We start from the raw sequence: 26,413 nt of genomic DNA on the forward strand, positions 1-26,413 counted from the left end.
CGGAATCCCGAACACGCTGGAATCATCGATATACGAAAGTGTTCCGCTGAATGGAACACTTGGAGGGAGGTGGACAGGTGCCCGTCGACCCGTCCCGCAAAAAACTCCACCAGGCCGGCGATCCCAAACGCGCGGCCGCCACGAAGACCGAGGAACTCGCCCGCTGGGTCTCGCAGCTGTCCTGGCCGGACGTCCCCGAAGCCGTACGTGAGCGCTTCTCCCTGGTCCTGTTCAACACCCTCGCCGTCACGGTCGCCGGATCGCGTACCGAGGGGCAGCGGCGCATCAGGAAGTCCTGGCCCACGCCGCCGGGCGGCGCTCCCGTGCTCGGTACCGACATCCGCACCCAGCCCGACGCCGCCGCCTACCTCAATGCGACGGCACTGGTGTGCTGTGAGCTCGACGAAGGGGGCAAGTACGCCAAGGGCCATCCCGCGGGACACGCGTTCCCGGCGATCCTTGCCCTCGCCGCCTCCCTCGACAGTTCGGGCGAGGTCACCGCGCGTGCCCTGCTCGCCGGGTACGAGGTCGCCGCACGCTTCGGCCGTGCCACCGCACTCGCACACGGCGTCCACCCGCACGGCAACTGGGGCGTGACCGGAGCCGCCGCCGGCTGCGCCGTGCTGCTCGGACTGCCCGCAGAAGACGTCGCGGCCGCCGTCGACACGGCCGCGGGCCTGGCCGTGGCCGGGCACTTCGACTCGGCACTGGACGGTCACCGTGTGCGCGACGCCTGGATGGGAGCCGCCGCCATGTCCGGACTCGCCGCCGCACGGCTCGCCGCCGCGGGTGTCGTCGGCAACAGCGGTACGGCGGCCCTGTCACTCGGCAGTCTGCTCGGCTCGTTCGACCCGGCCGCTCTCACCGACGGCCTCGGGGACGACTGGCAGATAGTGCACAACTACTTCAAGCGGCACGCCTCGTGCTCGTACACCCACCCCGCCGCCGACCTGGCGCTGCGGCTGCGGAAAGGACCCCTCGCAGGCCTGACCGCCCATCAGGTCGTGGACGTCGTGACCGAGATGCGGGTGGAGACGCACGCGCTGGCCGCACCGCTGGACCGCACACACTGGGACGGCCCGCTCGGCGCGATGTTCTCCATCCCCTACGCAGTGGCCGCCGCCCTGTTGGACGGTGCGGTCGCCCCGGCCACCGCGGAAGCGACCGAGGCCGACAGACCCGAACTCTTCGCTCTCGCCGGGAAGGTCACCGTACGCGAGGACCTCAACCTGACCGCGCGGCTCCCGCACGAACGCCCCACCCGGCTCACCGCGGTACTCAAGAGCGGCGAGCACGTCGTGCTGTTCGCGCCCCACCCGGTGGGCGACAGCAGCCACCATCCCTTCACGGCCCGGACCCTGCCCGGCGTGCTCACCGGCCTGCTCGGAGACGAAGCCCTGGTGGAGTACCTGCGGCGAGCCGCGAACCACCTGCCCAAGGCCGACGACGTGGGCTCGCTGCTGCGGGACCTCACCCACCTCACGACCCCCTCGACGGCGAGTACTGGAGGCACTGCATGAAAATCCACTCCGTCACCCCGGTGCGCGTCGACGCGGCCGAGCTGACCCGGCGACGCGCCCGCTACCGGCGCCTGTCGCCGCCCGGTGTGGAAGTCGTCCTGGAGGACGGCGGCCCCGAGGCGCCCCCGCAGTTCGCCACGCGGGACGACATCGAGACCTCCACCTCCGCCGTCACCAAGGCACTTGCGAAGGCATCCGACGAGGACTACGCCGTCCGCATGCCGGACTGCGTCCTGGACCCGGCCGTCCCGGTGACCCCGGACGGCTCGGCCGTACCGACCGTCGGCATGCTGCGCCTCACCGCGGGCCATCTGGCCGCCACCGGCACGGTCTTCGGCGCCGTCACCCGCAACCACATCATCGGTGAGGCCCTCACCGAACGCATCGAGGAGTACGGCCTCGGTCCGTGGTTCGCCGGGGTCGCCGTGCTCGACCTCGACTTCGACACCATCCCCGACACCCTGCGATGGAACGAGGCAGTACGCGGCGCGCTCGACGAATTCGCCGCCCGCGGCGTGACCGCCGTGATCAACGGCTGCTCCGCCGTCGACACCGGCACCCCCCACCCGGTGCAACTGGTCGACCCCGCGGAACGCGCCCTGCGACTGCTGGCGGCAGGGGCGCAGGCATGAGCGGGGGCGTGCCGGAGGACGAAGGACAGGAGCAGGACGACCCGGTCGACCTCGTCGTGGCCGGTGCCGGCGGAGGACTCGCGGGTGCGCTCAGAGCGGCACAGGCCGGGCTGAACGTCCTCGTCGTCGATCCGGACGAACAGTTCCTGCGTGGTAACAACACCTCCATGTCCACCGCGATGATCCCCGGCGCGGGCTCGCGCTGGCAGCGCGCGGCGGGAATCGAGGACAGCCCCGCACGTTTCCTCGCCGACATCACCGCCAAGACCCACGGCACCGCGGCCCCCGCACTCTCCGCAGCCCTCGCGGGGATCAGCGCCCCACTGGTGGAGTGGCTGGCCGACGAAGCGGGACTGCCGCTGACCCTCGTCACCGACTTCAGCTATCCGGGCCACTCCGCGGACCGCCTGCACACCCTGGAGGGACGGCACGGCTCCACACTGCTACGGCACCTCTACGACCGGGTACGGTCATCGCCCCGCATCGACCTCCTGGTCCCTGCCCGCCTCACCGACGTCGAGCGCGGCACCGGCGGCGAGATCACGGGTGCGGTCCTCACCTACCCGGGCGGGCACAAGGAGACCGTCCCCGCGCGGGCCGTCCTGCTCGCCACCAACGGGTACGGCGCGGACCGCGAGCTCGTGAGCCGTCACCTGCCCGGGATCGCCAAGGCCGAGTACCATGGTGGCCAGTTCTCCAGGGGCGACGGCCTTCGCATCGGCCTGAAACACGGCGCACACGCCGCCTACCTGGACGCCTATCAGGGCCACGCAGCGCTCGCGCGCCGGTCGCGCACCCTCGTCGGCTGGGCCACCATCATGCACGGCGCCGTGATGGTCGACAGGGACGGCCGGCGGTTCGGGGACGAGACCACCGGCTATTCCGAGTACGCGGCCGCCCTCGCGGCCCGTCCCGGAGCCCGCGGATGGATCGTCCTCGACAAGCGCATCCACGATCTGTGTCTGCCGTTCACCGACTTCCGTCAGACGGTCGACGCCGGAGCACTCACATGGGCCGACGACCCGGGCGGACTCGCGGAGCGTACCGGCTGCGACGCCACCGCACTGAACGACTCCATCGCCGGCCAGGTCGCCCGGGCCCGCGGGGCGGCGGAGCCCGATCCCTACGGCCGGACGTTCTTCGAGGGGCCCCTGCGTCCCCCCTACGCGGCCGTCGAAGTGATCCCCGCCCTGTTCCACACACAGGGCGGCCTCGCGGTGGACGAACACGCCCGCGTCCTCACCGAGGACGGAACGCCGATACCCGGACTGTTCGCGTCCGGCGGAGCGGCACACGGCATCTCGGGACGCGGCGCCGACGGCTATCTCGCCGGCAACGGCCTGCTGCCGGCACTCGGTCTCGCCTGGCAGGCGGCAAACACGCTGTCCCGCACCCACGCACACGGAGAAAGGCTCAAGCACACATGACGGAACTGGACCTGCTGATCAAGAACGTGCGTCTGGTGAAGCACAACGCCGAGGACATCCCCACCACCGACATCGGCGTCAAGGACGGCGTCTTCCACCGCATCGCCCCCGGCATCCCGGCATCGGACGCCCGCGACGTCGTCGACGGCAAGGGACTGCTGGCCTTCCCCGGCGTCGTCGACGCCCACCAGCACTGGGGCATCTACAACCCGCTGTCCGACGACACCGCGACGGAGAGCCGGGCCTGCGCCCAGGGCGGCGTGACCACGGCCCTCACGTACATGAGGACCGGCCAGTACTACATGAACCGGGGCGGCAGCTACAACGAGGTCTTCCCACTGGTCCTCGAGAACGCGGAAGGCCGGTCGTACGTCGACTACGGCTTCCATCTCGCGCCGATGCAGAAGTCGCACATCGCGGAGATCCCCGAGCTGATCGCCCGCTTCGGCGTCACCTCCTTCAAGGTGTTCATGTTCTACGGCAGCCATGGCCTGCACGGCCGGTCGGCGGACCAGAACGCGTTCCTGATGATCCCGCCGGGCGAGCGCTACGACCTCGCCCACTTCGAGTTCGTCATGCGAGGGGTGCAGGCGGCCCGCGAGGCGTACCCGCAGTTCGCCGACGCCATCTCCCTGTCGTTGCACTGCGAGACGGCGGAGATCATGACGGCGTACACCAGGCTGGTGGAGGAGGAGGGCAAACTCGACGGCCTCGCCGCGTACAGCGCCTCCCGCCCGCCGCACTCGGAAGGCCTCGCCGTCACCATCGCGAGCTACCTCGCCGCCGAGACGCAGCTGCCGAACATCAACCTGCTGCACCTGTCCTCGCGCAAGGCCATCGAGGCGGCCATGCTGATGGCCAAGACGTTCCCCCAGGTGAACTTCCGGCGCGAGGTCACCATCGGCCATCTGCTCGCGAACATCGAGACCGCGTCGGGCATCGGCGGCAAGGTCAACCCGCCGCTGCGGCCGCAGGAGGACGTGGACGCGCTGTGGGAACACCTGGTTGCGGGCCACATCGACTGGGTGGTCAGCGACCATGCGTGCTGCAAGGAGGAGACGAAGTTCGGGGACCCGAAGAGCGACGTTTTCGCGGCCAAGTCGGGCTTCGGCGGCACCGAATACCTGCTCCCCGGTCTCGTCGGTGCGGCGCCGGAGCACGGCCTGCCCCTGCAGAAGGTCGCGGAACTGACCGCGTGGACTCCCGCACAGCGTTTCGGGCTCGCCACCAAGGGCGCGATCGCCGAGGGTTACGACGCGGACCTCGTACTCGTCGACCCGTCGCGATCCTGGACGGTGGACGCGGCGGACTCGGAGTCGGCGCAGGAGTACACACCGCTGCAGGGCCTCGAGATCGGCGCAAGGGTGGAGTCGACGTTCCTGCGCGGCCGGCAGGTCTACGCGGACGGCAAGGTGATCGGGGACCCCGAGGGCCGCTACCTGTCACGGCCGACCACACCCTGAGATGCGGTCCCGCCTCCGCGCGGAAACGGCGCGGAGGCGGTCGGCGCACCTCGGTGATGTGCCGTCGACGCCGGACCCCACCGGAGCGGGCCCCGAGCGTGCAGCCGAAAACCCTGTTCACCCTCAGCCGCTCGACCACTCCCCACCCGAGGTCGACGCCGGCCTGCTGAGCCGCGACCGCATTCGGCCGACGGCTCAGTCGTGCGGACGGTCCCCGTCGTCCGAGCCCGTCACGCCGCCGTGCCGTGCGGGCGCGGCGCACGGGGAGCCGGCCGCGTCCGGCCCGTGCTCGGCATCGGCGGGAAACACCGCGGCGCAGGCCACCGCGAGCTGATCGAGCAGGGCGCCCGTGCAGGGGTGGGCGTCGTGCCGTGGTGTGAGGGTGTGAATGCCGCGCGTGGGGGGATCGACGAGCGGCACCGCCGTCACATCGGCCCGCAGCGCGTACCTGAGCACTCCGGGTATCAACGCGATGGCGTGACCGGTCGCCACCAAGGCCAGTTTGCCGTGCAGGTCGGCCGCCGCGAGGTCGATGCGGGCGCTGACTCCGGCCCGAGTCGCGTGCCGCCGCAGCAGCGCCGCCGAACCGTCGTTGTCCTCGGCCCAGACCTCGTCGGCCAGTGCCCGGATGTGCACCGGGCCGCGGCCCGCCTGCGGATGGCCGACCGGCAGCACCACCATCATCTCGTCCACCGTCAGCAAACGGCGTTCCACCTGCGGGTCGTTGGGCAGCCCTGGCGGCGCGTCCGTGACGACCGCGACGTCGAGATCACCGGCGATGACGCGGCCGTGCAGTTGTGCGCTCAGTCCGGGCAGCAGGCTCCACCGGACGGGTCCGACCTGTCTCAGCAAGCCCCGGACGGCCTCGGGGACGACTCCCGCGGCGAGGGAGGGTGTCGCACCGACGGCCAGGGGCCGGTCGAACGCCCCGTCCCGTGCGTCCTGTACGGCACGAACGGCGCGGTCTGCCTCCCGGAGCGTGGCCAGGGCGTGGCGCCGGAAGACCTCGCCGGCCGGCGTCGGGCGCACCCCGCGCGCATGGCGTTCCATCAGCGGTACGCCGAGCTGCCGCTCAAGCCCGGCGATCTGCCGGGAGACGGCCGACTGCGTGTGATGGAGCTCGGTGGCCGCCGCCGACAGCGAACCGAGTCGGCACACGGTCACGAAGGTCCGCCACACGGTCAGTTCCATGCCGCCAGTATGCCCGTCAGGTATGCGGACTCCGCAGACCTGTCATGCGAAATCTGCGCTTGTCGCATTCATTGAGGTACATCACTCTGGCGGACATGACACCACCGCACACCATCGCCGTCCTCGGTCTGGGCCGCATGGGGCACACGATCGCCACCCGACTGGCCTGCCGGCACAGGGACGTCGTCGGCTGGACACGGTCCGGGCGTACATCGCCCACCGTCAGGACGACGGCCGATCCGCAGGAGGCCGTGGCGAAGGCGGACCTCGTGCTCCTCGCGCTGTTCGACGGCCCGGCGTGCCGACAGGTGCTCGACGACATCCACGACTCACTGCGAACAGACACGATCGTGCTCAACACCAGCACCATCGCTCCCGACGAAGCCGCGCACCTGGCCCGGCGACTCGGCCCGCTCTACGTCCATGCCCCGGTGCTCGGCTCTGTACCGGCCGCCGCCGACGGCACCCTGGAGATCCTCACCGCCGCCGACCCCGTCGTGTACGACCGCGTCCGGCCGGTTCTCGAAGCGCTCGGCACCGTACGCCCCGTCGAAGACGCCGCCACCGCCGCCGCGCTCAAGCTGATCGCCAACAGTTCCCTCGCAGGCAGCGTCCTCGCACTGCGCGACTCTCTGCAAGAGGCCGACGCCCTGGGGCTGTCCCGCGCCCGGGTACTGGACGTCCTCGAACTGGGCCACCTGGGCCCACTCGTCGCCCGCAAACGATCCTTTCTCTCCCACGGGCCGACCGCGCCCACGGCCCAGTTCACCGTCGGCGCACTGGCCAAGGACATGGCATTGCTGGCCGCCGCGTCGAACGTGCCCCTTCGCTGCGGGTCCGTACTCGCCGACGCCGCTGCGGACCCGGAAGCCGACATCACCGCTGCCGCCATGGCTCCGGCTACGGAGGACGCCGTGCTGGAGCCGCTGCGCGCCTACATCCGTGGTCATGCCACAGGGGACCCCGCCCATTTCCGGGCCGCGTTCCTGCCCACCGCCCACATCGAGGGAATCCGGGAAGGTGCCTTCGTCTCGTGGCGTCTGGACGACTACTGCGCCCTCTTCCCCGGCCATCCCGCCCCGGACGAACCGGCCCGAGCGCGCCGCATCGACTCCGTCGACGTGCACGGCACCGTGGCGACCGCGACCATGACGCTCCAGCATGGCCCGGACAGGTTCACCGACGTCTTCCTGCTGGTGCGGACAGGGGACGACTGGCGGATAGCCAACAAGGCCTACCACCGCCATTGCTGAGCCGCCCGGTTCACCGCAGGACCGGCAGCACCGCGCTCACGTCCCCGCGGGGGCCCGCCCGGTAGCAGGCCATCGGTGCACCTGGGCGGACAGCAGCCCGCCTCCTGGGTGGGCCGGAGTGCTCATCTCCAGGGTGAGGACGGTGATGGCCACTGCGAAGACCCCGTTACTGAAGGCTTCCACCCCGCCGGTGCAGGTGGCCCGGAAGGCACCCCGCGCGCCCGGTCGTTCGCCCTGGGTGGAGTCGGGCCGGGAGCCGGGGCCCGCGGCCATGCCGGGTCTCCCGTCCGATAACGTGCGCGGGGCCGTGCCGCACGGGGTCGACACGCGGGGGCTCTCGTGATGGTCCGCGACCCCTCACATGCGTGCCGGGCGGGTCGGTGAAGCGTCAGGGGGACGGTGGGACGGGGCGCGTCGGCGCGATGCGCCTGCGGCACGACGAGACGTGGGTCAGCTTGGGTACCAGTCGTGCAGCCAGGTGCGCATCTGCTCGACCTGAGCGTTCCGGGCAGCGACGATCTGCTGGGCCAGGGTGGTGAGCGCATCGTGTACCGCGTGGCCCGGAACGGCCGTGGAAGCGACGGCAGCCGTCTCGTGGTGGGGGATCACGGCCTGCATGAACGCCTGATCGAACCGGGGTCCCGCCGGGACGGTGGACAGACGGGCGGTCGTCGTGTCCATCCAGGTGGTCATCGGGGCCCGCGCTTGTTGGACGGCATGAGGGACCCGCGTCCTCGCCACCTCGGGAGTGAGCCCGTACCAGGTGTGCAGCCAGCCGGTCATCCGGCTGATCTCCTTGTTCTGGCTGCTGATGATGTTCTGGGCCATGGCCTTGAGCTCTGGCCGGCTGCCCCGGGCGAGTTCCTGGCGGGCCATGGCGACCGCAGCGGCGTGGTGTGGGATCATCCCGGCCAGGAAAGCCTGCTCCAGCGCCGGTCCGGGCAGGTTCGCCAGCGCGATGGCGTACTCCCGTGCCGATCGAAGCAGCAGCGTTTCGTCTTGGTCCTCCTGCGCGGTCGCGCCGGAGGAGGGAACAGGGCTACGGGTGGCTGCAGGAGTGGGGGGTGCCAGGAAGAGCGGCGCAGTGAGAGCCGCAGGTGTGAGGACAGCCGTTATCGCACGGCGCGCGGGGGACAGCATCAGGGGCACTCCCTTTCCTCACAGGCGTCCTTCTTGCCCCTCGAGTGCCTTTGACGTCACATTCTCATGGTTGCCGGCGGTCGGCAGGTCGATCCGATGCACGTCTGTGGAAACTCAGTTCGAAAACGGTGCAGGCGGGTGACGGCCGACCTGGCAACTCACTGACCTGATCGGTGTCGTCGTCGTTTTATGCGAGTCCGTGGTGCGTTCCACACATCGGCTTGCGGGCATCGACGACTCTCCACAAGCATGGTCCGAGCCACTGGCCGATGCCGGCGGATGGGTGCGGGTGGATGGGCGCTGGCGCCGTCGCGCCGGGCCAGTTCGCCGCAGTCACGGACAGCATCCGAGTACCCCGTATCGGGCGGGCCGCGCCGGTGTCCGTCCCTGGGAGCGCGGGACGACAAAGCGTACTCGTCTCGAGCCGCCCGGACCTACCCGCGAAAGCGCGGGATCCGGTGCACAACCCAGAACCCGCTGACCGGCCGGGCTACAGCAGGCGCCCCGGGAAGTCCGGCGGGCGACCTCCAGCCTTCGACCGTGAGGACCACAAGGCTCGGCACGCGGTCGAGAGCGGAAGCAACCGCTTGAAGAGGAATCGGGCGGTGGCCTGCCGTTGCGACAAACTGGCGGTCCGCTTCGAGGTCACCGTCCTCGTTGCTGCAATCAACGAAGGGCTGTGACCAACCGACTGGTACAGCCGGACCTGGTGCTCACCTTTGTGAAGCCTCGTAGGCCGCGCGGATGGCCGCAGGGACACGACCACGATCATTAACAAGACAGCCGTTGGTGCGTGCCCAGAGGCGTATCGGCTCGTCTTCCGGACGGGGATCGAGCTTACGGGGTCCAGCAGACTTGCCGGGGCCTCTCCAATCTCCCGAGGAGACCCCTTCCAGCCGGTCCGCCGCCTCTTGAAAGAAGGCGAACAACGAGGCGTATACGCCCTCCTCGGGACCGTAGGCTTCAGCCCACGTTCCGATCGTTCCGCTCACCGTGTCCAGAAACGTCCCGTAGAGGCCGTCGCGTTCCGCGGCGATCGGCACCCAGTCGCGACGCCAGAACGGATAGTCGGGGTCTGCGGACGGCTGCATATCCTCCGAGCCCATCTGGCTGAGGTAGACCCGTTCAATGTCCGTCAGACCCAGAAGGAGATGGCCGCCGGGGATGGCTATCTCGCACCCCAGCGCCACCAGACACGATTGACCATCGGGTTGCCTGCCGGCATCGATGTCGTTCGCCAGCAGCCACTGCCGCATCTCCCCGGGCAGCTCCAGACCCATGCGCAGTTCGGCTTCGCTGATGGCTGCCTGGCTCCCCGGGCCGCCGAGCGCAGCGAGAGCTTCAGGGTCGTTCCGCTCAAGCCACGCGGTGACCCGACCCCACGCCTCGCGTACGTCTCCTGCCTCGTGCATCGAAGTGTCGCTCATGTGCGATCTCCACTCTGGCAGGGTGCGCCCAGACGTGGAGCACGCCCACCCATATCGCAGGCTCCAGAGGACTGTTGTTCGATCTTCCTTGTTGTGTAGTTGTCCTCGTAGTGAAGCAACGATCGCTGATGACTCATTGGAGAACCGTACCCGGGACCACTGACAGTGAAGGACGTGGAATGAGTTTCTGCAGACCGCCTACGACGCACAGCCAGCCCCGCTGAGCATGCCACCAACCTCCAAAACGCTCCCTTGTTGACCATGCCCGCGTACCTGGCGTGCCGGTGGCAGGTCTGATATCGGTCTGGGGCGGCAGTAGCTACTCCTGCGGGTTGGCGCGCAGGTTCTCCTCGAAGGTGATGAGATCGTCGACGGCTGCAGCGAAACCCGCCTCGAAGTCCCCGTAGGAATGGCCCCTGACAATCTGCCAACGGGCTCTGTTGGCAGGCAGGGCCAGGAACCGGCGGAGCGAGTCGCCGTGAATCTTCATGTGGCGAGCCATGCTTGCGAAATCCCCGCGGTGAATGCGTCCGTGAACCTCTTGGAACCCATCGAGGAGGATGCTCATGTAGACCAGTGCTCGTGCTTCCCTGACCGTCGTGGCCGGGTCGATGCCGTGTACGTCGACGAGTAACTCGGGGTACTGGAGGGCTGCTTGGTTGGCGGTGAAGAGATTTTGCATGATCGCGGCCCGGCTGGCGGCCTTGGCGGTCTTGAGACTTGACCACGCCACATACGAACTGAAGATCGAGATCAGCAGAGCCACTGTTGTCACGGTCAGAGGAAGGATGTTGTCCACTCGGGTCTCCTGGTGTGGATTCTCGAACAGCTCGGCCTTCGACGGGTCAAGATCCGTCACGGGTGGGTGTCTCGTCGACGAGTGCGGCAGGCTATCGACGGGTGGGCCGTTGTCAGCGAGCGCCTGAACCCGAGCCGCCGACAGCGGGGACGGTGCAGGAGCGCTGTGGTCCGGCCAAGCATTGATCACTCGTCACGCAAGGCTGCTGAACAAGGGTGCCTGTGGGTCGGCGAAAGAGATGAAGCGGGCTGCGGGGTGGTCGATAGGGAGGTCGGGGCGCCAGGCTGTGAGCACCTGTGCACTGCACTCGAACAGATGGAGTGGCAAGGAATCCAGAGGCCAGTAGCGCCAGGCGCCCACGCTCTCGCCGCTCTGGTTGGCCGGCTCGCCTCTCCAGGCAGTGACGTGGGCAGCGATGGTGACGCGGACAACCTCGCCCACGTGGTCGTGGAGCGCGCCCAACAGGCGCACGTTGGCCGGGTGGGCCATCAGGCCGGTTTCCTCACGCAGTTCGCGCACGACCGCTTCCTGCAGGCTCTCGCCCGGTTCCACGGTTCCTCCGGGCAGTTCCCAAGTGCCGCGGCGGTGGCGTCCCAGCAGCAGGCCGCGCGGCCCGTAGAGGAGGGCACCGACGCCGAGCGCCGCGTGCGGGGCGGGCGGCTTCGTAGTCCGGGGACGGGAGGGGATGCGTGCGGGCCGCCTGACCTGGAAGAGCCGGTAGGAGGCATGGTTGTTCTCCTCGGGCGCGTCGAGGGCGCTGATGTCCTCCACGTGCAGCCCGTACCGTTCGAGCAGGTCCTGCCACAGCTTGGGCGTGAGTACCCACATCTGCACGGTCAGTTCCCCGCCTCCGGCCAGGTGCAGGATCTCCGGCCGCGGCTTGATGGCCGTGGCGGGACCGTTGCCGTGAGAGTTGGTGTGAAGCGCGGTGAAGGACAACCTTCCGCCGGGCTTCAGTGCGACGGCAAGGGCGGGCAGCAGTCGATGCGGGTCAAGATAGGGGAAGGCGTGGAGGGAGTAGATCACATCGTAGGGTGCGGCCGTGCCCAGGTATTCGACAGCGTCGGCTGCCACCAATCGCAGGCCGGGCACGCTGGCATAGTGGGCTCGGGCGCGTTCAATCTGGCTGGACGAGGCGTCGACCGCATCCACCACTGCCCTGTAGCGGCGTGCGAGGTATGCCGCATGCCTGCCCGGGCCGCAGCCCAGATCCAGCACGCGGCGGCCCGCCAGGTCGCCTAGGACGACATCTCCGGGCCCGGTGCCGCCAGGCCCCCAGTCGATCCGCTCCACCTCCGCCAAGGGGGTGCCGCGCCGGATGTGGTGCGTGCCATAGGCCGACCATACCTCGGCATTGATCGATTCCGCGTTCACGTGGTCTCCCGAGGACGTCGCGGCTGTGGAGCGGGCAGTTCAGGCTGCATCGGCAGGAATGGCCGCGTCGGCGGTTTGAACCGAAGCATCGAGGCGTCGGACACAGGCAGGCGCCGCTGGTAGGCCTGCGGCACAGTCGGCGCCTCTAGCCCAACCATCCGGCAAGGGCGTGGGCGAGCGCCTCGCCCCCTTGCTGCACTACGGTTCCCGCCACCAGGGCCGGCAGCGCTTGTACGGCCCTGCGCAGCGTCCCCTCTGCTTGCGTGTCTGGCGCCATCAGCGAGGTATCGATGGAGTCCGCCATGGCACGAAGGACCTGTGCGTTCGGCAGTCCCGGCCCGTTGCGATCCACCTCGGTTCGGAATGCGGCAAGGAGGTCGCGCACGGTGTCGAGGCCGGCAGTAGTGCCCTCGACGAAGGACGACTGGTAGACGTGCGAGATGTTCTGTCCCGCCACGTTGTGCACGGGGGCGTTGTTGTTACCGCCGATGCTGATACCGGAGCCGTGCCCTTGCTCCGGTTCGGGGCGGCGTCGTCCTGCGACCATCAACTTGCTCCTTTTTGTGACGCGTTGCTCTGTCCAACATTGCTGATGCCGTGGCCGGAGATGTTCTGGATGGGCGCATTGTTGTCGCCATAGACCTGGATATTGGTGATGACCGCGGCCACTTGGCGCTCGTACGGAGCGGTGTCGACGCCCCTCTCGTCGAGGTACTCGGAGACCGTCCGGAAGATGCAGGTCTCCATCAATACGACGTGTCGCTTGGCGTCGTCGCTCTGGTGCATGTCGGTGACTTCTTCGGTCGAGAACCGGTCGCGGAGGCTGACGGGATCCTTTTCCTCGGTACGGCCGTCGTCTGTCTGCTTGCCGAGCCCAAGTCGGGTCGCCGATCGCCACAACGTAAGCGGTGCGTTGACGGCGTCCAGCACCGCCTGCACCGCCACCCAGCCCAGCAATCGCGTCCCACGCTTGGCGACGGGTGTGTCGGTGACTCGCAGTTCGTTGTAGAGGGGCGTCATTACATGGGGGCGAACGGTCAGCCGCAACTCGCGGGCTTCCAGGGCGGCGTGCACGAACACGGTGACCACGACTTGGCCGTCCCAGCTGATGCACTGCGCGCGCAGATACAGCCGGACGGGCTCGCTGGAGGGTGATCGGCGGCCTCGGCCGCGTAAGTCCGGCGTGTCCAGCTTCGAGGTACGGCTGCGTTGGAGCCACAGCGCGGAGGGCAGGCCTTGGACCTGCACTACGGAAAAGCCGGGCAACGGGTCGGTGATCTCTCGTGCGCCACGCCCCAGTTCCCTGAGGGCGGTACCCAGCCGTCGTAGCAGTTCGTCCTCGCCGAAGGTCTTGACCGACTCCTCTGGGTCCTTGGGTTTGAGCGGGATACCGATGTCGGCCACGCCCCATACGTCACGCCCGGCTCCGACAAAGCATTCCGGTTGGTCGTAGGGCAATTCTCGCTGCGTCTGTCCTCTGCCGATCAGCCCCATCCGGCGCCCGGCCGTAGCCGCCACCCACGGCAGGCGGTCGCTCGCAATACCTTCCCCGGTAATGCGGGACTGCGCTGCTCGTGCTGCGAGCCGGTCGCACATGCAGACCAGTGTCGCTGCGACCAGCAGGGCGAACGGCAACACAAGCAGTCCGACACGCAAGGGAACCGCCTCACCGTCTACCGGCTCGTACGGCACTATGGCGAGCAGCCATGGCACGGACAGAACCAGATACGCGACGCGGGGTGAGGGCGCCAGCTTTGACGTCTTCCCTTTGCGAGCCGCCCGCAGCGAGGCCCACCGCATTAGGAGAGCCAGCACGACAATCCCGCCCCACACAGCGGCGGCCCAAGGGACCGCGTACGCCAGAGCAGCGGTCAAGAGCAGCACCAGCACCCGGCGCAACCACCGTCGTCGTCGCGCGCGCAGACTGTGCGCGACCACGGGCAGGAGATCGAATCCGTATGACGGGACGGGTACCGGCGGTCCGTGCAGGACGTGATCCACAACCCACTGTGCCATAGGCTCGCCCAGTGGCGGACAGTCGTCGCTGCCCTCGAGGTAGATGCGTCTGCGGGTGCTGCGCCGGAGCTTGTTCGGCTTCTTGTCTTTGCCGCGGATCTTGCGCCACCACACCTTGGCGGCTTGGGCTTGGTCGGGACGCGCATAGACGGCTTCGCACAGCAGCCTGGTCACCTCTGACGAGGTCGGCTCCACCTCGCCGGTGCGGCCGTCGTCAGAGGCAGTAGGGTCGGTCTGAACCGGCACGGCTGGCCCTTCGACCGTCCCTTCCCCAGCATGCTCTCGAACACGTACCCCCCGGCTGAAGCCCATACCCGCCCCCCGTTCGCAGACACGGCGGGCATCCTCACGGTGAACTCGCAGAACCACCAGAGCGCAAACGCGACAATGCGCTCAACGGTTCGGGTAATGCAAGGTTTGGCTGAATATCACCCTCCCGGCGCCGCTGTGACCACGACGACTGGTACGCCGCCGCCCAACGCAACCTCTTCATCCGATTGATCGTTCAGCCTCGCCACTGCCTCCACACGGCCACCGTTTCGAAGAGGCCCATGCCTCCCTTCTGCGTCTGACCTGGTGATGGCCACTTAGCCACGAGACGGCCGTCCAACCGCTGTCGTCAGCCGAACGAGGCGTCGGTGCGGACCATGAAGGACGCGCAGCCGTCATGCTCGAATCGCACCTGCCCGTCGAACGTCGACCCAACATGGGTGCAGGCTCCCCAGTCCCGCCCCAACTCGCCGCTCAACGCGACCCAGAACCGGCACCCGCCGCACTGCTCGTCATACCATTCGTCCCGGTAGTCGGGTGCCCCGGTCTGCCTGTTCAGCCCACGCAGCCATCGCTCATGAATCCCGTGGTTGTGTCCAGGGTCGTCCCCCGTCCAAGGCCCGCCAGACATCAGCCGATCTCCCTCGCTCCCCTTCGAACAGATCGAGAGGCTACACACGGATGGAGAGCACCGAGCTTGACTTCTTACGTGCCTGAGGTGTCTGGACAGCCCCGTTCACAGGGCTGAGCCCGCGCGCCTTGAGCAAGTTGGTGAACCAGCTGCGTAGGGAGGGTGCCGATGCTCCGGGCCGGGGCGGCCGTGGAGGCTGCCGCCGGCGGACCGTGTGCTGCTGGTAGCCGCGTGTTGGCGGACAAACCTGACGTTGCGGCACAGGCGCCACTGTTCTCTGTGTGAAGTCCGCGGCCAGTCGCGTCATTGACCACGTCGGTCCGAAGTTCGTGCTCGTGCCGCGCAAGCGGTTCGCGTAGGACGCGGTGCTGATCGTGGACGACGCACCCCGGTGCCCAGCCGTGACCGCGGTATTGCCGAGCAGCCCAAGAACTATCGGTACCCCTCTGCCCAACAGGTCGTCATCGACGCCGACTCCCGCGTGGTTGTGGTAGTCGGCTGGCCTGTGCTCGGCAACCGTCATGACTTCCGCGGGCGGGAGGAGTCGGGCACCAAGGATGCGGTCGGCCGCACCATGACCATTGCCGACGGCGCCTATCAGGGTACTGGGCTCGGCATCCCGCACCGCCGCAATCCAAGATCACATATAGGACAAACCTTTCCCCCCGCACCCACCACCGGTCAGTTGTCGGCGGCGGCCGCTACCGGCGCTGTCGCATGCCCGTTCAGGAGACGGCGACTGCCTGCGATGCACAGGGCGATCAGCAGGACGGTGAAGCCGATCAGGGCGGTCTTGTCGGTGATGAACCGCGTGGCGAAACCGACGCCCAGGACCGGAAGTGCCAGACCGGTGTATGCGGCCAGGAACAGGCCGGCCAGGGTCTCACTGCGGGAGGACGGGTCGGCAAGGCTGAGCACGGTGGTGATGCTGCCCGTGAACAGCAGGCCCGCACCCGCGCCGGTGACCACGCCGCCGAGGAGGAGCGCGAGCGCCGGCTGCCACACCGCGGCGGTGACGGCGATGAGGCCGAGCGGCATCAGGGCGAGGCCGCAGGCCAGCAGCGTCCGCTGGGTGACCCCCGGCAGACAGGTCTGGGTGACGGCAGTGGCGCCGAAGACGAGGAAGGCGACCAGTCCGGCCGGCGTGCGGGAGGGCTGGTGCAGAGTCCCGGCGATGAACCCGGGAGCCAGGGACGTGAAGAGGCCGAACGCGGCGAACGCGGCGAACGCGGCGAAGGTGGCCGCCGAGGCGGCGGAGAACGTCGGTCGTGCCGCCTGCGGCACCGAGACGCGCTGCGGGCGATACGGGGCGACGGTCTCCGGGGTGAGTGCGACTCCTGCCGCGCTGATCAGCAGGAGGCCGAGGAAGATCAGATACGGGGTGCGCAGAGGGCTGGTCACGTACTCGGCCAGCGGCCCTCCGGCCAGGGGGCCGACGGCCAGGCCGCCGATGTTGGCCGCCGTGGAGACGATGTCCGCCCGGGTCCGGGACGCCTCGGGGCGCGCCGTACCGTGCAGCTCGATCAGGTAGGCGGTGGCCGTGGCGGTGACCATGCCTATACCGAAGCCGGAGATCACCCGGGTCACGATCAGGACGGGCGGCATGGGGGACGACAGGTCCCCGACTGTGGGTGTTGAGGCTTGCCGGCCGGCCCCTCTACTGGGAGTTGAGCCTCGCCACCGCGTCACATGGAAGGCCCAGTCCCGCATTGCGTGCCCTGTTGCCTGTGGTGGACCGGACCATGAACGCCGGGAGCCGGACGGCCGACGGCAGCAGCATCCCCGGAGGCGGTGAACCTCACGGAGGCCGATGAAGGATCGCCTCACCGATGTGCGTTGCGGTGACGAACGCTCCCGCCGACAGCACGTACGGGCCTGACATCGGCTCGACCACCCTCCGTCCGGGAAAGAGCAGGGACTTGTGACCGACCCTCAGTCGGGCGGATTGGTCTCGAGGTCCCACAAGATGACCTCAAGGGCGTACGGAGACGCCTGGTGCTTGTTGTGGGTGGCATCCTCCAGGAGATCCCAATTGCCTTGCCCGATGAGTGCGACACGGTGGCTCACCACGGGCGCATAGCTGCGGGCCCCCACTCCGGCGAAGCAGCAGGCATCGAACCGGTTGAGGATCTGCAGTTGTCCGCGGCGAGAGCCGACCGCGCCCATGAGGTACAGGTTGCCGAAGCTCGCGATCGAGTAGAAGCCGGGTACGGTGGCGCCCTGGACGCCGCCCTGTTCCCAGTCGCCGGTGGAGTCGATCGGCGGCCCGGGACGCAGATAGAACGGAAGCGTCCCGGCCGTCGGGTAGCTCCGGGTGACACGGGTGTCGACGGCGGCGTACACGGTCGTGGTCCAGCCCCCGCTGGACAGACCGATCATGGCGATGGACTGGGGGCGCAGGATCTTTCTGGCGTAGTTGACCCCCACGACCAGCGGTTCGAGGAAGAACGTCGTGGCCGGGAGGCGGGACGGCTCGTAAGCGCTGAGACGGTTGTGCGCCTTTGTGCCGCCGGCGATATCGATGTATTTCTTCGGGTCGCTCGGTTCCTGGATGAGTTGGACGTTCCAGCCGGCGAAGGGCATGTCCGAGCAGAGGACGGCGTAGCCGTGGTCGAGCAGTGCTTGGACCGTGGGGAGCCGAATCGCCGGGTCTTCGCCGTGCCCGGTGTGATAGATGCCGAGCCGGTGGTTGACCGGCCCCTGGGGCTCGAGGAGATACTCGACCGCTCTGACGCCGTAACGCAAAGGGACAGTCAGTTTGGTGGTCTGTCGTACGCCGGTCAGTGTGGCGATCTCGGGCGGCAGCGGTGCACCCGGTTCGGCTTGCGGCATCCTGGTGGGCAACCCGGAACCCTTCCAGATGTATTCGATCAGTCGCCTGCGTCTGTCTGCGACGTCGGACATCGTGTGGATGGCGATCTCTTTCTCCGCATCGACGCCCACCACCTGCTGCGGCTGGACCTTGTACGCCATCGGCGTGTGATCCGCGATCGCCTGGTTGACCGGGGCGACCGGGCGCGGACGGCTCGTGGCTGGGGGAGGCGCCGTGCGTGCGGCAACGGCCTGAGCGGTGGGGCCGGTCACGCTGGCGAGTGCACCGGTTCCGAGGCCGCCACCGGTGAGTAGCTGACGCCGCCGAAGTTCGCTTGCCACGAGACCTCCTGACGGGGAATGGGGAAATGCAGGGCCCGCGTTCGCGCATAGGCATCGGTCGGCTGCCGACCGTGCGGATCACCGAATGATGTCAGTGGGTCTTTTCATGGTCTGCGACCGACGCGCGAGTTGACTCCGCAAGGCGCTTTCGGCGCAGGGATTCGGCACAGTCGCGTAGTGTCCGTTTCGGGAGCACAGATTTCGAAGGGCCCCGATCACGAGGACGGCCAAGTCATCTCCGAAGACGGCAGGGTCTGCAGATTTACCGTCTTTGAGGACCCGGCAGGGCCCATCTCCACGGCTGAACCGACCCCGAGTGGTCCGGTCTTCCGAGAGTGGTTGCCCGCCGCCAAGCCACGAGCCGGCGTTACGGCCGGAACAGCCTGGGCGTCCCCGCAGCCGGCCATGGGCCCTGCCGTTCGGGCGGTCGTGATCTGTTGATGGTCGAGTGCGCGCTCCAGCCGCTGAAGTGTCAGATTCACCGAAGTGTCAGGTTCTGAACAAAGACTTGTTCAAGTGTCGGATGCTTCCCTCCGCTCGTGATCGGGTCACCTGTGACGGCTGTATCACTGCCTGCGTGGGAGGACTTGGTGTCAGCACCAACCCGTAAAAGACGATGGCTCACGATCTGCGCCATCACCGCATCCGCCGGACTCTTCGCGATACCCGCAAGCGCCGCGCCCGGCAAACACGACAGCAGCCCCTTCGGGGCCCGTGCGCTCAGTCAACTGGCCTCCGAGCGCGAACACTCCGTCGGCGCCGTCACCCCCAAGGTGACGGCGGAGGATCCCGACGACGGCAATGAGGCCGACGAGATCGCAGAGGGTGCGGACCAGTACGCCGAGGCGCGCACCGCACCCGGCGTCGTCGCACCGGGCGCTTACGGCGCCGCCTGGCAAAGCCTGGCCAACTTGCCCGGCACAGGCGGTAACTGGCGGCACACCACGAATCTGCCGTACAACTCCGACGACTCCCGCTACCGCGACATCGACTCCAACTCCAGCGGCGGCTCGGGCAACGTCACCGGCCGGATGGCCGCCATGGCCGCGGACGACGACGGCTATGTCTACGCGGGCAGTGCGGGCGGCGGAGTATGGCGCTCGAAGTCCGGTGGCGGCCACTGGCAGCCGATCAGCGACGGGCTGCCCTCGCAGTCCACCGGCGCGCTCGCGCTCGACGGGACCGGACGCCTGTGGCTGGGCACCGGCGAGGCGAACACCAACGCGGACGCGTACCTCGGCAGCGGTGTGTACGTGCTGTCCGATCCCCACCACGGCACCTTCGCCACCCGCAGCCGGGTGGGTGGAGACGAGCTGGAGAGCACCACCGTGCGCCAGTTGCGCTTCGGCGGCGGCAAGGTGTGGGCGGCGACAAGCGAAGGCGTGTGGAGTCACTCCACGAAGACGCTCAGCGGGTCCTGGAAGCTCGAGTACGCGCCCAACCCCGACTACCTGCCGGGCCATTCCAAGGCGACCGACGACAATGCCGCGTACAAGAACATCACCAACGACATCGCCATCGACCCCAAGGACCCCTCGAAGGTGGTCCTTGCGGTCGGCTGGCGCAGCGGTGACGACTACAACGGCTTCTACACCAAGGTAGGAGGCCGCTGGCAGCGGATCACGAGCGGCTTCGGTGATCTGCCGACCGACGCCGACAACGTCGGGACGGTCACTTTCGCTCGCTCCGCGGACGGTTCGCGCTACTACGCCATCGACGAGTCGCCGGAGCAGATGGCGTCCAACCCGGACAGCGGCCTGGAGGGCATCTACAGTGCGGGCTCGCTGTTCGGGCCCTGGACGAAGGTCGCCGACTACAAGGGTCTGGCCGCCGACGGTTCGGCACTGACCTCCAGCGGCTACATGCCGGGCGTGCAGGCCTGGTACAACCAGTTCCTGACCGTCGACCCGAGCGACCCGCAGCACGTGTACGCGGGACTTGAGGAGGTCTACGAGACCAAGGACGGTGGCGGCACCTGGTCGACCGTCGGTCCCTACTGGAACTTCGACTTCTCCTGCTGGAACATCGACCCCGCCAAGCAGACGGGCGACTGCAACCCGACCACCCACTCCGACCAGCACGGCGTGGCGATCGGCAGCTACCACGGCAAGAGCTATGTGTACGTGGGCAACGACGGCGGCGCCTACAAGCGGCCGGTCCACGGCTCCCAGGACTCCTCCGGGCACGCCACCGACTGGACCTCGCTCAATGACGGCACCATCGACACCCTCCAGTACTACTCGGTGGGCATCGGCAAGGACCTGGACCACGGCGGAGTCTCGGTCACCGGTGGCCTGCAGGACAACGGACAGTCCATCCTGCGCAGCAACGACAAGGTGATGGGCTCCAACTTCGGCGGCGATGGCGGCGACACCCTCACCGATCCCGCCAACGGCTGCAACATCGCCCAGGAATACGTCTACCTCGCCCTTCAGGTGACCCAGAACTGCGCCCTCAACGACGGCTCCTGGATCACCGACCCCGGCAAGGCCACGTCGTACAACATCGCTCCGGCCGACAACGCCACCGGCGAGGCCCGCTTCATCGCTCCGATCGGTGCGGACCTGAAGAACGGTTCGACGTGGGTCGCGGGCGGCCGCCATGTGTGGGTGCAGACCCACGGCTACGCCATCCGCAGCGGCTCGGAGTGGAAGAGCGTGTACGACCTCGGCGCCGGCCGTACAGCGACCGCCGTCGCGGCTTCGGGCGGCAAGGTCTACGCGGCCTGGTGCGGCCCCTGCAATGAGGAAGGCTTCGCCCGCGGGATCTCGGTCGGCAATGCTGACGGCACGGGATGGCACGACATCTCCCTGCCCGTGGACGGAACCGTCCCCAACCGCTACCTGAGCGGCTTCGCCGTCGATCCGAAGAACGCCGACCACGTCTTCCTTGCGGTCAATGGTTTCTCTCGGCACTGGACCGAGGGTCCCGGCTCGGGTCTCGGCCACGTCTTCGAGTCCAAGGACGGTGGTACGACCTGGAAGGACATCTCGGCCGACCTTCCCGACGTACCGACCAACTCCGCGATCGTCACGGGGAACGGCGGCATCGCCGTCGCCACCGACCTGGGTGTCGTCTACCGGGCTCCGGGCCAGACGAAGTGGAAGCGCGTCGGCTCTCTCCCGGCCGTTGCCGTGCTCCAGGTGAAGCTGAGCCCTGACGGTCAGACCCTGTACGCGGCCACGCACGGCCGTGGCATCTACAGCATCAAGGTGCGTGACTGCGGCTGACCCTCGCGTAGCCGATATGAGGCGGAGGGGTGATCCCGGCTTCCGGGGTCACCCCTCCCTCGGGTAGGGCACCACACTGATGTCCAGCGTGAAGGCGCCGTCGGCCGCGCCAGCCACGTCCGGTGCCTTCGCCAGCCCGGTGATCTTGGCATTGCCGGCACGGGTGCCCGCACAACGCAGCGTGGCATAGGCGGTGCCGTCTGAAGCCACCCGCCATCCGGATACGAGGACGAAAACGGGCGCGGAGCTCTGTACACCTGTCCACCGCTTGTCGTCCGCCCGGGGATGCAGCACGAGAGAGACCTCGGTCCCCGGACGCACGCACAACTTTCGTTCGACTTTGTCACCAGGGCTGACGGCGACCTTCGTATGCCCGGCGGCACAGCCTTGCACCGTGGTGGAGGGTGAACCGGCCGGCGCCGACGGCCTTCCCGAGGGTGGGCTCGCGCTCTCGCTCATGGACGGGCTTGCGGACGTGTGCGTCGACGCGCCGGTCGACGGCTCCGCCGAGCGGCTCCCGGAAGGCCTGGCGGCCGCATCGCCGCCTGACGACGAACTGCACGCCGCCATGACGACCATCCCGGCGACCATCCACCCCACGGCCCACCACCGCATCCCCGCACCTCCCAGCCGCTGCTGCAGACACCAGCATGCCCGTTCTCGCCACTGAGGGCGGGGGATCGGACGGCGCGGGAAGTCCGGCGACGGCATCGGCGCACCGCGCCGGGGCCGACATGTGTTGCGCCCGGGCCCAGGCCGGGGTGCAGCGGGAGCTGGATCCGATGAGGTCGGCAGCGGCACCGATCCCACCGGCCCGCCCTGCGCATGCCTCCACGGGCGCCGAGGGTCGTTGTCCAGTTGTTCTTGACGGCGCTGCGGACAGGGTGATGTGCCGTGGCGGACAGCGTTCTTGAGCATCGTCTCCACGCGTAGGTATGCCCCCGCTCCGACGACCAGCGGGGCCGCCCCTCGGGGACGGCCCCGAACGTCGTGGCACCGGTGCAGCTTCGCACCCGGACGCTACTGCGGTCGTGCCGCGGCCCGGACCTGGCGGACGACCTCCTGCACGCCCCCGTTCCAAGGGGTGCCGTGCCCCGGCAGGACCCACTTCGCACGCAGTTCCCCGAGCCGGTCGAGCGACGCGAGCGCCTGGTCCCGGTCATCGGTGAACGGCGCCGGCTGCGGACCGTGCTGTCCGGTCAGCACGTGCCGGGTCGTGAGGCCGTCACCGACGAACACCGCGTCGACCTCGGGCACATGGACGGCGATGCTGCCGGGCGAGTGTCCGGGCATCCCCAGGATGCGGGGCGCGCCCGGCAGGTCGAGCACATCGCCGTCGGCCACCTCCGAGACCTCGGTCAGATACGTCGTGCGCAGGCCGCCCTTGCGGCTGGCGTACCAGAGGAAACCGGCCGTGGCGCCGATCTTGGCATGGCCCCAGGCGTTCTTGACCTTCACCTCGCCCCGGGCGCGTGCGGCATCGGCGCTGTGGACGAAGACCGGTACTCCGTGCTCGCGCCGGAGCCGTTCCGCGAAGCCGAGGTGGTCGGTGTCGCCGTGGGTGAGCACGAGGCCGCGGATGTCGGCCGGAGTCCGGCCAAGGGCTGCGAGCTCGGCGGTCAGCTCCCCCCAGTGGCCGGCCATTCCGGCGTCCACGACCGTCACGCCCTCGTCGGTGACGACCAAGTAGACCGCCACGATGTCGTTGCCTATGCGATACAGGTGCTGATCGAGCTTCATGAACCTTCTCCTCGCCGAACCGGGAACGATGGCTACGATACATAGCCATCATGGCTATGGCCAATAGCTATGATGAAGACGACATCGCACCCGCCGGAAGGAGAAGGCATGCCGACGCCCGAACGCACCTCACTCGAGGCCATCGTCGGAGCAGCCCGCGACATCCTGGAGTCGCAGGGGCTCGCACAGCTGACGATGCAGGCTGTCGCCGACCGGGTCGGCGTACGCGCCCCCTCGCTCTACAAGCGGGTCCGCAACCGTGACGCCCTCGTCCTGCTCGTCACCGAGGAGACGCTCCTCGACCTGGAGAAGCACCTCGACGCCGTCCCACCGGCCGCCGACCCCCGCGAGACACTGGCCGACCTGCTCCGCGCGTTCCGCGCGTTCGCCCATGCCCGCCCGGCCGCCTACCGCCTCGTCTTCGCCGGCGCCCCGGGGCCGACCAGGCCCGATCCCGCCCGTCTGGCGCGCGCGGCGGCCCCCGTCCTGCAGATCGCCGCGGAACTGGCCGGCCCCGCTCAAGCCCTGGAGGCGGCCCGCACGATCACCGCCTGGGCGTACGGCTTCATCAGCATGGAGCTGGCCGACGCCTTCAACCTCGGCGGCGACGTGGACCGCGCCTACGAGTACGGACTGACCCGTCTGGCCGCCGCCCTCACCGAAGGGGCCTGACGCCGGCCGCGCGACGCGCAATCACCCCGGTCCGGTCCGTACGCGTCCTGCTGATCTTCCTCCGCGGCGCCCGGAAGCGGTCTCGGTCAGCTGCCAGCCGACGAACCGGGCGGCTCGGCTCATCAGCCGGTCGTCGTGGCTCGCCTCTGCTGCACGGGTGTGCCGCCACTTCACCGGTCCTGCGGGCGCCATTCGAAGAGCAGGATGGTCGCGTCGTCCCGCAGCTGGTTCCGCTGACGGTCGAGGATGGCGTCGATGAGCAGTCGTAGCACCTCGGCCGGGCGCTGGCCGGCCGCGGACGAGCGGATGATGAAGTCCGTGAACCGGGACAGGCCGAACTCCACTCCGTTCGCGTCACGCGCCTCTATGACGCCGTCCGTGTAGAGCAGGACCTGATCGCCCCGTTTCAGCGTCGTCTCATGGACCTGCCGGGCGGCCGGAGCGAGCGGGCCCGCCAGCCCGAACGGGGGCTGCGGCGGACTGTCCAGCACGCCGTGGACCACCTGCTCGGCCCGGATCAGCAGCGGCGGTGGGTGACCGCAATTGACCCAGTTCAGCACTCCGGTCTCCGCGTCGAGCCGGCACAGCACGCCGGTACAGAAATGGTCCGGCCGCCATCGGGCGAGCGACTGGTCAACGCGGTTGACTATGTCCGGCAGGTCGCCACCACCGCGGCGAGAGGTGCGTGCCGCCGCCATGACCACCGATGTGGCCAGGCCGGCTGCCAGATCGTGCCCCATGGAGTCGAGGATCATGGTGTGGAGCACATTCTTGACGACCGAGTGGTCGAAGGCGTCGCCGGCGATCTTGTACGCCGGCTCCAGGACCGCGGTCGAGACACATCTGCGGCTGCCGACGGTGTGGGGCGGCAGGAAGGCCCGCAGCATCTCGGCCGGAAGCCGCATGGTCGTGGTGCGGGTGCGGGCGGCGAGCCAGTCGCTGTAGGTGCGCTTGGAGGTGATCAGCATGGCGAACAGATGGGCCAGCATCCGGCTGCGGCGCATCCGCACCCCGTCGAGAGCGGCCGTCCGCAGCGCGAGTACACCGAGCCGCTCCGCACCGTCGACCAGAGGCATCCAGACGATCACGCCGCCGTCGGACTCGACCACTCGCGGGGAGACGGTGCGGTACGCCCAGCCCGCGGACGAGCAGTCCACCGGCAGCGGTTCCAATTCCTCGTCGAGTGGTATGAGCTGCCGTTGTTGCAGGTCGACGAGGTAGATCAACGCTGAGTCCAGGCCGAGAGCCGTAGCACACCGGTTCGCCAGGGCGGGCAGTTCGAACGGCAGAGCCGTCTGTGCCTCGATGAGCAGCTCCTCCAGTCGACTCTCGTCGACGGCGGCGTCGGGGCCGGCGGACGCATGCGGTGGGTCCGACACGGGGATCACCCCTTCCGCGCCCAGTCTCACACCGAAACCCACCTCTCTCACGTCAGGCACGGTCGGCGGGGGGTGGCCGTGACGGGGTCGGTTTCAGTGCCCTACGTGCGGTGATGGGCGATCGGGCTCGACGAGGGACAAGGGCGGGCCGGGGTGGTGGGGTGCCGATCACGGCGCGACGCGGCATGTGATCGGTACATGAATCGAACGCACGATCTATATTTCGCCAGCCCTCGGGCGCCCTTCGCGCGATCCTGCGGTGCCTCGAGCGGCCGGCGCCCGCATCCACACCGAAGGCACCCGCACGGGAACAGGTGCGCCCGTACGCGCCAGCCGACCTCGGTCCCGGCCCACCGTCGCCAGTCCGTCGAACGGCGGGTGCCGGACGACCGGGTTCGTTGCCGAGCGGGGGCCGCGGGCGACGGCCGGTGAGGGCGCCCTGACCGGCCGTTCCGAAGCGGGCTCGGCCGGCAACGTAGGCGTGCGGATTGAGCTTTGGGGGGACGAAGCCGGGTCAGCGCACCAGTTCGGCGGCCAGGACATCCATCAGGAGACCGTCGTGCCAGGTGCCGTCCGGGCCGCGCTCGTACTGTCGCATGATGCCGACCGGCCGGAAACCGACCTTCGTATAGCAGCGAATCGCCGGGGTGTTGTCGGCCGCCGGGTCGATGATCAGACGGTGGAACCCGTGGTCGTCGACGAGGTGGCAGGCGAGTGTGCGTACGGCGTCGGTGCCCAGGCCACGGCCATGCACCGCGGGATCGAGGATGATGTCGATACCCGCGTGGCGGTAGTCGGGATCCTCCTCGCAGTACCACTGGATCAAGCCGACGATCCGCTGCTGGAGGTGGATGGTCAGGATGTCGACGTCGGGGTCGGCGAGGTCGGCCGCGATGTCTGCTTCGAGATCGCCCTCGGCCCTCCACCGTGCGCGCACCTCGGGTGTGGCCCGGATGACGGCCAGAGCGGGAATGTCCTCGGCGACGGTGGGGCGGAGGACGACGAAGGCGCCATGCAGCACGGTCATGGCGAGGAACCCTATTCCACCGTGACGCCGGACGCAGGTCCCCGGCATTCCCACCGTCAGGGGACATCG

Annotated in this window: 23 protein-coding genes and 1 pseudogene; 9 read left to right on the plus strand and 15 right to left on the minus strand. The window is 68.8% G+C overall.

Features of this window, described 5'->3' with window-relative positions; genetic code table 11:
- Positions 1-77 precede the first annotated feature (77 nt).
- Genes ACSHXN_RS42495 through ACSHXN_RS42510 form a run of 4 tightly spaced genes read left to right on the plus strand, consistent with a single transcriptional unit; the run spans position 78 to position 5,042 of the window.
- A complete protein-coding gene (locus ACSHXN_RS42495) occupies positions 78-1,520 on the plus strand; it encodes an MmgE/PrpD family protein (protein WP_356293313.1) in 1,443 nt (480 codons plus the stop codon).
- Positions 1,517-2,152, plus strand: a complete 636-nt coding sequence (locus ACSHXN_RS42500; protein WP_438306312.1) for an aspartate/glutamate racemase family protein — start codon at positions 1,517-1,519, stop codon at positions 2,150-2,152. The genes ACSHXN_RS42495 and ACSHXN_RS42500 overlap by 4 nt, the downstream gene beginning before the upstream one ends.
- A complete protein-coding gene (locus ACSHXN_RS42505; protein WP_438306313.1) occupies positions 2,149-3,579 on the plus strand; it encodes an FAD-dependent oxidoreductase in 1,431 nt (476 codons plus the stop codon). The genes ACSHXN_RS42500 and ACSHXN_RS42505 overlap by 4 nt, the downstream gene beginning before the upstream one ends.
- A complete protein-coding gene (locus ACSHXN_RS42510; protein WP_355800529.1) occupies positions 3,576-5,042 on the plus strand; it encodes a dihydroorotase in 1,467 nt (488 codons plus the stop codon). The genes ACSHXN_RS42505 and ACSHXN_RS42510 overlap by 4 nt, the downstream gene beginning before the upstream one ends.
- Positions 5,043-5,237: 195 nt before the next feature.
- On the opposite strand, the gene ACSHXN_RS42515 is transcribed toward ACSHXN_RS42510, so the two are convergent.
- Complete coding sequence (locus ACSHXN_RS42515) at positions 5,238-6,233, minus strand: LysR family transcriptional regulator (RefSeq protein WP_438306314.1); 996 nt, start codon at positions 6,231-6,233, stop codon at positions 5,238-5,240.
- 95 nt (positions 6,234-6,328) lie between these two features.
- Between ACSHXN_RS42515 and ACSHXN_RS42520 the strand changes: the two genes are divergently transcribed.
- On the plus strand, positions 6,329-7,486 hold the full coding sequence (locus ACSHXN_RS42520; protein WP_438306315.1) for a nuclear transport factor 2 family protein: 1,158 nt from the start codon (positions 6,329-6,331) through the stop codon (positions 7,484-7,486).
- Positions 7,487-7,522: 36 nt separating this feature from the next.
- Here ACSHXN_RS42520 and ACSHXN_RS42525 read toward each other — a convergent pair whose 3' ends face one another.
- From ACSHXN_RS42525 to ACSHXN_RS42560, 8 genes are all read right to left on the minus strand, one after another.
- On the minus strand, positions 7,523-7,759 hold the full coding sequence (locus ACSHXN_RS42525) for a TMEM175 family protein (protein WP_438306316.1): 237 nt from the start codon (positions 7,757-7,759) through the stop codon (positions 7,523-7,525).
- 177 nt (positions 7,760-7,936) lie between these two features.
- Positions 7,937-8,626: a DUF305 domain-containing protein gene (locus tag ACSHXN_RS42530; RefSeq protein ID WP_438306317.1), complete on the minus strand. Its 690-nt coding sequence runs from the start codon at positions 8,624-8,626 to the stop codon at positions 7,937-7,939.
- 713 nt (positions 8,627-9,339) lie between these two features.
- Positions 9,340-10,053 (minus strand): Lsr2 family DNA-binding protein, encoded by a 714-nt coding sequence (locus tag ACSHXN_RS42535; protein WP_383357414.1) that lies wholly within the window; start codon positions 10,051-10,053, stop codon positions 9,340-9,342.
- 319 nt (positions 10,054-10,372) lie between these two features.
- Positions 10,373-10,912 (minus strand): hypothetical protein, encoded by a 540-nt coding sequence (locus tag ACSHXN_RS42540; protein ID WP_438306318.1) that lies wholly within the window; start codon positions 10,910-10,912, stop codon positions 10,373-10,375.
- A gap of 132 nt (positions 10,913-11,044) precedes the next feature.
- Positions 11,045-12,226, minus strand: a complete 1,182-nt coding sequence (locus tag ACSHXN_RS42545) for a bifunctional class I SAM-dependent methyltransferase/NUDIX hydrolase (RefSeq protein WP_438306319.1) — start codon at positions 12,224-12,226, stop codon at positions 11,045-11,047.
- Positions 12,227-12,371: 145 nt separating this feature from the next.
- Complete coding sequence (locus ACSHXN_RS42550; protein ID WP_438306320.1) at positions 12,372-12,773, minus strand: hypothetical protein; 402 nt, start codon at positions 12,771-12,773, stop codon at positions 12,372-12,374.
- Positions 12,773-14,488: a hypothetical protein gene (locus tag ACSHXN_RS42555; RefSeq protein ID WP_438306321.1), complete on the minus strand. Its 1,716-nt coding sequence runs from the start codon at positions 14,486-14,488 to the stop codon at positions 12,773-12,775. Before ACSHXN_RS42555 ends, ACSHXN_RS42550 begins: the two co-directional genes overlap by 1 nt.
- A 373-nt stretch (positions 14,489-14,861) precedes the next feature.
- Positions 14,862-15,143, minus strand: a complete 282-nt coding sequence (locus tag ACSHXN_RS42560; protein ID WP_383357404.1) for a DUF3027 domain-containing protein — start codon at positions 15,141-15,143, stop codon at positions 14,862-14,864.
- Positions 15,144-15,256: 113 nt separating this feature from the next.
- On the opposite strand from ACSHXN_RS42560, the pseudogene ACSHXN_RS42565 reads away from it, so the two are divergent.
- Positions 15,257-15,774 (plus strand): annotated as a pseudogene (locus tag ACSHXN_RS42565) (helix-turn-helix domain-containing protein); the annotation flags it as partial.
- A 50-nt stretch (positions 15,775-15,824) separates the two neighbouring features.
- Here the strand turns inward: ACSHXN_RS42565 and ACSHXN_RS42570 are convergent.
- Both ACSHXN_RS42570 and ACSHXN_RS42575 read right to left on the minus strand, forming a co-directional pair.
- Positions 15,825-16,748 carry an MFS transporter gene (locus ACSHXN_RS42570; RefSeq protein WP_438306322.1) on the minus strand — a complete coding sequence of 308 codons (924 nt, stop codon included), beginning with the start codon at positions 16,746-16,748 and terminating at the stop codon, positions 15,825-15,827.
- Positions 16,749-17,075: 327 nt separating this feature from the next.
- Entirely contained in the window at positions 17,076-18,296 is a 1,221-nt protein-coding gene (locus tag ACSHXN_RS42575) for a hypothetical protein (RefSeq protein WP_438306323.1), read from the minus strand.
- Between the two features lie 590 nt (positions 18,297-18,886).
- On the opposite strand from ACSHXN_RS42575, the gene ACSHXN_RS42580 reads away from it, so the two are divergent.
- Positions 18,887-21,526 carry a glycosyl hydrolase gene (locus tag ACSHXN_RS42580; RefSeq protein WP_438306324.1) on the plus strand — a complete coding sequence of 880 codons (2,640 nt, stop codon included), beginning with the start codon at positions 18,887-18,889 and terminating at the stop codon, positions 21,524-21,526.
- A 48-nt stretch (positions 21,527-21,574) separates the two neighbouring features.
- Here the strand turns inward: ACSHXN_RS42580 and ACSHXN_RS42585 are convergent, their stop codons facing one another.
- On the minus strand, positions 21,575-21,736 hold the full coding sequence (locus ACSHXN_RS42585) for a hypothetical protein (protein ID WP_355139163.1): 162 nt from the start codon (positions 21,734-21,736) through the stop codon (positions 21,575-21,577).
- A gap of 184 nt (positions 21,737-21,920) precedes the next feature.
- Between ACSHXN_RS42585 and ACSHXN_RS42590 the strand changes: the two genes are divergently transcribed.
- Positions 21,921-22,196, plus strand: a complete 276-nt coding sequence (locus tag ACSHXN_RS42590; RefSeq protein WP_438306325.1) for a hypothetical protein — start codon at positions 21,921-21,923, stop codon at positions 22,194-22,196.
- A 350-nt stretch (positions 22,197-22,546) separates the two neighbouring features.
- Here ACSHXN_RS42590 and ACSHXN_RS42595 read toward each other — a convergent pair whose 3' ends face one another.
- Positions 22,547-23,266, minus strand: a complete 720-nt coding sequence (locus ACSHXN_RS42595) for an MBL fold metallo-hydrolase (RefSeq protein ID WP_355139159.1) — start codon at positions 23,264-23,266, stop codon at positions 22,547-22,549.
- Positions 23,267-23,374: 108 nt separating this feature from the next.
- Between ACSHXN_RS42595 and ACSHXN_RS42600 the strand changes: the two genes are divergently transcribed.
- Positions 23,375-23,938: a TetR/AcrR family transcriptional regulator gene (locus tag ACSHXN_RS42600; protein ID WP_438306326.1), complete on the plus strand. Its 564-nt coding sequence runs from the start codon at positions 23,375-23,377 to the stop codon at positions 23,936-23,938.
- Between the two features lie 170 nt (positions 23,939-24,108).
- On the opposite strand, the gene ACSHXN_RS42605 is transcribed toward ACSHXN_RS42600, so the two are convergent.
- Both ACSHXN_RS42605 and ACSHXN_RS42610 read right to left on the minus strand, forming a co-directional pair.
- The gene (locus ACSHXN_RS42605; RefSeq protein ID WP_438306545.1) at positions 24,109-25,326 is read right to left on the minus strand and encodes a PP2C family protein-serine/threonine phosphatase; all 1,218 of its coding nucleotides are present in this window, start codon (positions 25,324-25,326) and stop codon (positions 24,109-24,111) included.
- 505 nt (positions 25,327-25,831) lie between these two features.
- Positions 25,832-26,344 (minus strand): GNAT family N-acetyltransferase, encoded by a 513-nt coding sequence (locus ACSHXN_RS42610; protein WP_356111803.1) that lies wholly within the window; start codon positions 26,342-26,344, stop codon positions 25,832-25,834.
- Positions 26,345-26,413 lie beyond the last annotated feature (69 nt).

The organism is Streptomyces sp. HUAS TT11 (assembly GCF_051553595.1).
In the GTDB taxonomy this organism is placed as follows: Bacteria; Actinomycetota; Actinomycetes; order Streptomycetales; family Streptomycetaceae; genus Streptomyces.